3 protein-coding genes are annotated in these 6,636 nt (G+C 36.2%); all 3 read left to right on the top strand.

Annotated features, from left to right (window positions below):
* Positions 1–432 (top strand): hypothetical protein (locus tag C245_RS23450; protein ID WP_017495545.1); only part of this gene is annotated, 432 nt, incomplete at its 5' end.
* Positions 433–683: 251 nt separating this feature from the next.
* Positions 684–1,217, top strand: a complete 534-nt coding sequence (locus C245_RS0122365; protein ID WP_017495544.1) for a UpxY family transcription antiterminator — start codon at positions 684–686, stop codon at positions 1,215–1,217.
* A 177-nt stretch (positions 1,218–1,394) separates the two neighbouring features.
* Positions 1,395–6,636, top strand: a 5,242-nt coding sequence (locus C245_RS0122360; RefSeq protein WP_017498840.1) for a non-ribosomal peptide synthetase, incomplete at its 3' end; no start/stop codon positions are given.

The following is a 6,636-nucleotide window of genomic DNA, read 5'->3' as shown; positions in this document are numbered from 1 at the left end:
CCCATTCAAAAAATGTTTGGGATCAATCCTTTCTTATGTGCAGAAGGAGATGCCATCAATGAAATCTGGCACATTGGACGTTTTGCCATTAAAAAAGGCGTTCGTGATGTTAACCTGCTAAAAAAACTATTGGTTTGTGCCATTGCACCGGTTTGCAAACACAAAGACAATATGGCCTTTGCCGAAATCGACGCTAAACTGCTTCGCGTATTAACCCTAATGGGCATAAAAGCAAAAATTGTGGGCAAATCAATCGAATACCTGGGATCAGAAACAATACCTGTATCGATGTCCTATAATGGTCTTATTACTTTCTACAACGAGAACAAACATTTGGTTACACCGGAAGATTTTGAGCTTTCGTCTGTAAACTATAAACTACCCAATAAGGTAGTATTTAACGCTAACCAATTGAACTACACTTTGGTGTAGTAGCATTTGAAAACCTATATTGTAAATTTACTTCAGTAAAAATAAGTAGTTGGATTCGCAACTTTCAGATTTTTACCACACACTCAAAAGGCATTAAAATTTACCTTGAGAGTTCCAACAAAAACATTATTACCAAAATTACTTTAGAGTAAAAAAGGTAAAGCTATTAAACCAAAAAACGTATCTAAAAAAAATAACCATGTGACTGGTAATAGCGCAGCTATGTCCGGTGACGAAAAAAACCAAATAATATGGATCGAAAACAAGGTTGGCATGTTCTTTACGTCAAGTACAGACATGAAAGTAAAGTCTACAAAGAATTAATGGAAAAAAAATTAGAAGCTTTTTTACCTATGGCCACCAGCATTAGACAATGGAGTGACCGAACTAAGAAAATTGAAATTCCCTTATTTCCCAGTTATGTTTTTGTAAACATTAAAAACAACAAAGACTTTCATGATGCTTTAAATGTAGAGAGCGGTTGTTCCTACTTGTCTTTCGGCAAAGAATACGGCAAAGTTTCCGAAGAAGAAATCGCTTATATCAAACTCTTTACCCAGGGAAAAGACATCACCGATGTTCAAGTCGAATCGGCACTGCCAAAAATAGGCGATAAACTTAAAATCGAACATGGCGAACTATCAGGTTTGGAATGTGAAGTTTTCAGAGTCGACAATCAGCACAGAATCAGCGTACGATTAAGTTCATTGCGCCAGAATATATCAGCGATAATACCTTTGTCGTATTTATCCAATCCGGAAGAAAACGTCTTTGCAAAGGCATAGGTTTTAAACTCCTCATTTCCTTGTTCTCAAAGGAAAAACACCCTATAAATCTTACTATACTATCAATTACCCTCTGTAGTGAAATCGGGGGGTGGTTGTTTTTATCCATACTACAAATCAAAATGGTACGATAACCTTACGTTTTCGGTATTTATTCAAATTATAAAAAGCAGACTTATGAAAAATAATGTCACAAATGTTCAGAAATATATCTGGCTTGATCAGATACTTGACAATGAATCACCAAAATACAATATTGGCGGTTATGCATTTATTAACGGAAGTGTTGATGTGGAGCGTTTTAAAACAGCATTCAATATTCTGATTAAAGAAAACGATATTTTTTCTTTTGTTTTTGAAGAAAAGAGTGGTTTTCCTGTATATTCCATTCAGGAAGCAAACAGTGATTTGGCCTTGACCTGTATCGAAGATTGGGAAGAATCAAAAGCGATTGAGATGATCGGGAAAGATTTTGTAATTCCTTTTGATATCGAAAAGGACAAACAGCTGTACAAAATGTGGCTTATTAAAGTGGCTCCTGAATCGTATATCTGGTATTCTAAACTTCACCATATCATTTCTGACGGTTTTTCATTTCAGTTATTGTTCAATAAAGTAAAACGAATTTACGAGCAATTGGGCACCACTGTGGTGTATGATGATTTATGTATCGGAAAAAACAAACTGTCTTACGAATCTTTTATCGCATTAGACAATGCGTACAGAGCTTCGGAAGATTTTTCTATTGATAAAAACTTCTGGTTAGGCCGTTACGAAGATCTGCCTTCTTTGATCTACACGGGTACCAATAAATCAGCAGGCCACTGTAATATCGAAATTGCACTTACAGAGGAAGAGAACGAAGCCTTATGGTCGTTTGTAAAAACAGAAAGACTGAGTATTTTTCATTTACTCCTGGGCTGTTTCTCTATCGTATTGTCTAAGTATTACAACAGGGAAGAAGTCAATTTAGGGATGCCTATTTTGAACCGAAAAAATGCTGCCGAAAAAAATACTTTCGGACCGTTTTTGAGCATGTTACCGTTAAAACTGACGTTAGAAACAACAGCATCTGTAAGCGATTTTATAAAAGAAATCAGAACCACACTTTTTACCTGTTACAGGCATCAGCGTTTCCAGCAGGCCGACATCCTGCGAAATCTGCCGCAGGAAACTTCAAAGCTTTATGATGTACGATTGTCATACGAGCGCATGCAATACGAATCTGAATTTTCGGGGAATAAAGCCAGCATACATCCATTGTCTAATGACAGTGAAGAAGATCCTATTTCTATTCACGTTTTTGAAGGGATCAATGGAGATCTTAGTTTTAGATTTGATATCAATGAAAAATATGTGTCAAAATTTGAAGCCAATCAGCTGATTGCCTCTTTCAGAAAAGTATTGACAGAATTACAGCAGACCAATCATACTGCTATAGCCGAGATTGAAATTTCGAGTAAAGAACAGTTAGAAGAAATACAAGCGATTTCAAAAGGACCTGTTGTAAAAAGACCGGAACAGACTTTCTTAAATCTTTGGAATGCTGCTGTAGCGGGCTATAGTTCAAAAACAGCGGTTTCTTGTCAAACTAATTTTTTAACTTATGAAACCCTTGATGCACGTGCTAATATCATAGCTTCCTATTTACAGTCCAACGGCGTTAAAAAAGGAGATAAGGTAGGGGTGATGCTTTCGAGATCTGAAAAAAGTATTATTGGAATTTTGGCAGCCTTAAAAACGGGAGCTGTTTATGTACCTATTGATAATGCATATCCGGAGGAAAGAAAACACTATATTATAAAAGATGCCGGCTTAGGTTTTATCTTAACAGATTCATTTTCCAATTCTATTTCAGAAGACAAAGAATACAATATAGATCGTATTCTGGAAGAGCATAAAATAGCGGAAAACTATATTCCTGTTGCTTTGAAACCTGAAGATGAAGCTTATATTATTTATACTTCCGGTTCAACAGGAGATGCTAAAGGTGTTGTTATCAATCACGCTTCTTTATACGATTATGTGCTTACATTCGGTACTTATTTTAATCTTACTGAAGAAGATATTGTATTACAGCAGGCTTCTACTGCTTTTGATACTTCTGTAGAAGAAATTTTCCCGATTTTATCGGTGGGAGGGAATTTAGTGATTGCTCATGATACAAAAGATTTTAATGAATTACTGAAAGATTGCGAACGTTTTGGAATTACTTTATTGAGTACGAATCCTTTTGTGCTTCAGTATCTTAATGACAATCATAAAAATTACAATTTTAATTTTAAAACCATTATTAGCGGAGGCGATACGTTAAAACCACACCAGGTAGATCAGCTTACAGCTAGTTATGATATATACAATACCTATGGTCCTACAGAAAGTACAGTATGTGCGACCTATTATAAAGTGAATGAAACAGATACTTCATTTCCTATCGGGAAACCAATTACCAATAGAGGAGTATACCTGTTAGACGGAACAAAAATATTACCAAAAGGTGCCATTGGAGAAATTGGACTTTCCGGTTTAGGTTTAGCAGTTTCTTATCTCAATAAAAAAGAATTGACAGCTAATGCCTTTATCCATATAAATGGAGAGCGTATCTACAAAACCGGAGATTTAGGAAAGTGGAGCTTAGACAATAATTTGATTTTTTATGGCAGAAAAGACAGTCAGCTTAGTTACAAAGGATATCGTATTGAAGTAGGAGAAATAGAACAGGCCATACAAAAAGTAAATGCATATGTGGTAGACAGTTATGTGTGTATTAACGAAGTGGGAGGAATGCCTATTCTGATTGCTTATTTAGTAGCCAACGAGTCTTTTATCAATATATCTTCTTTAGTAATTGATTTAAAAGCTCATTTACCGGAATTTATGATTCCGACGCATTTTGTAATCTTAGATGCTATTCCTTTAATTCCTAACGGAAAAATTGATATTAAGAGTTTGCCGGAACCTAAAACTATAAACATTGCAGAAGCAGTTCAATTGCCGGTAACACCCGAAGAGAAAGAGATCGCTTCAATCTGGCAGGAATTATTACGCCTTGATCAGGTTGATGTAAACGTGAGTTTTTTCGAATTAGGAGGGCACTCTTTATTGGCCAATCAGTTTATAAGCAGTTTACGTGATCAAAAAGGAATTGAATTGTCGTTAAGAGATTTTTACAAATCTCCTACCATTAAAGAAATCAGTGAACTGGTTCCTACTTTAAACAAAAAAGAAGTTCAAAATATTAAAGCTCCTGAGCAGGAGTTGTATCCATTGTCTTTTTCACAAGAAAGATTATGGTTTTTAAATCAGCTGAATAGTGCCGATACTTCTTATCACGTATCAAGAGCAATGAAATTAAAAGGTTTTGTTGAGGTTGCTGCACTCGAAGAAACGTTTGCAAAATTGATCAAAAAACATGAAATTTTAAGAACTGTTTTTGTGAATCAGGAAGGTAAGCCTTATCAAAAAATACTACCTCCATTTGGGTATACCATTCCGGTTGTAGATTATACCGGAATAAAAAATAAAGAAAACAAAGAAAAAGTAATTGCCGATAGTCTGGAAAGAATAGAGAACCGTGCTTTTGAAATTGAAGAAGGACCGCTTTTTAGAATAGAATTATTAAAGTTCTCCGATCAGGAAAGTGTACTTGTATTTTGTGAGCATCACTTAATTTTAGACGGATGGACTCAGGGAATCTTGTTTAGAGATTTCGTTGATATTTATAATGAATTAAAAAGAGATCCTGATTTTGTGGCAGAGAAGCCTGAAGTTACTTTTAAAGACTATGCGTATTGGGAAAGAAATAGTCTGAACGAAAGTGTTATTAGCGAAAAATTGGATTATTGGGAAAACAAATTTGAAGGTTTTTCTAACGGATTGTTGTTGCCTTTAGATTTCGAAAGAGAGGAAACTACTGTGAAAAAAGGCGGTACGATAGAGCATGTATTTTCATTAGATTTTTCCGAAAAACTACGTCAGTTTTCCGAAAAACAAGACGTATCATTATTTATCACAATGCTCGCAGCCTTTAAAATAGTGCTGCATAAATTTAGCAATCAAACCGATATTTCTGTGGGGACAGCAGTTGCCAACAGACGTTATAAAGAATTTCAGGAAGTTTTAGGTATGATTGTAAATACAATTGCATTACGTACTACGTTTAGCAATGAAAATTCCTTAACAGAGGTACTTAACGAGGTGAAAGAAACCTGCCTGGATGCTTATTCTTATGATGATACCCCCTTTGGAAAAGTAGTAGAAAGAATAAATCCGGAAAGGAGTTTAAATCTGCATCCGTTATTTCAATACATGTTTAGTTTTGTAAACGTTCCGTTACAAAGCATGTCTTTGCTGGATGCGGACATCGAAATTTTGAACGGGCACAATAAAACATCACGATTTGATATTAGTGTTGTTGTCAATACCGTATACGAACAAATCGATTCTTTAACAGATAATAAACCGGACAGAAGAATTTCGGTAGAATGGGATTACAATGCAGGGATCTTTAAGTATGCCACAATGAAACGTGTACTGAAAGCTTACCTTAAAGTTTTAGAGGCTCTTGTTGAAAACCCTGCGCAATCACTGGCAAGTTTGGATTACATTTCAAGCTCAGAGAAAGCGATCCTTTTGGAAGATTTTAGCACTTCAAAAGCAGAAGCAATAGTAGAAGCTACAGCCGTTGAAATGTTCGAGCAGCAAGCCGGGAAAACCCCTGATGCCGTAGCAGTAGTTTTTGAAAACAGATCATTAACTTACAAAGAACTAGATGAGCTTTCCAGCCAGTTGGCCCATTATTTATTGAAGGAGTATGAAATAAAAACAGAAGACCTTATTGCTGTAAAATTAGAGCGCAGCGAGTGGATTTACACCTCCCTTTTGGCCGTATTGAAAACCGGCGGTGTTTATGTTCCTATAGATCCGGGGTATCCGGAGCAAAGAATTGCTTATATCGAGCAAGACAGTGCCTGTAAAGTTGTTATTGACGAGAAGTTATTGGCGAATTTCATCTCCCGTCAGGACAATTATCCAACCACATTACCTGTTATTTCTTTGACTCCGGAGAACCTCATGTATGTCATTTATACCTCAGGTTCCACAGGACAGCCCAAAGGCGTAATGATCGAGCACAAAAGTTTGGTGAATTATATCCTAAACCAAAAAGAAGAATTCGGGTTTGATGCGTCCGATCGTATCGTACAATTCTCCAATAACGCGTTTGATGCGTCAATGGAACAGATCTTTTTGGCTTTGCTTAGCGGAGCCACCCTGATAGGCGCATCAAAAGAGCGTATCATTGATCCGACCGATTTTATCAACCTATTGAAAGAACACAGTGTAACCCACCTGCATGCCACCCCGGGTTATTTGTCACATTTAGAGCACCTTTCTACCTGCAAGACCCTGAAAAGAATCA

Origin of the sequence: Flavobacterium sp. WG21 (assembly GCF_000335775.1) — a bacterium.
In the GTDB taxonomy this organism is placed as follows: Bacteria; Bacteroidota; Bacteroidia; order Flavobacteriales; family Flavobacteriaceae; genus Flavobacterium; species Flavobacterium tructae.
This window is presented reverse-complemented; position numbering and strand designations above follow the sequence as displayed.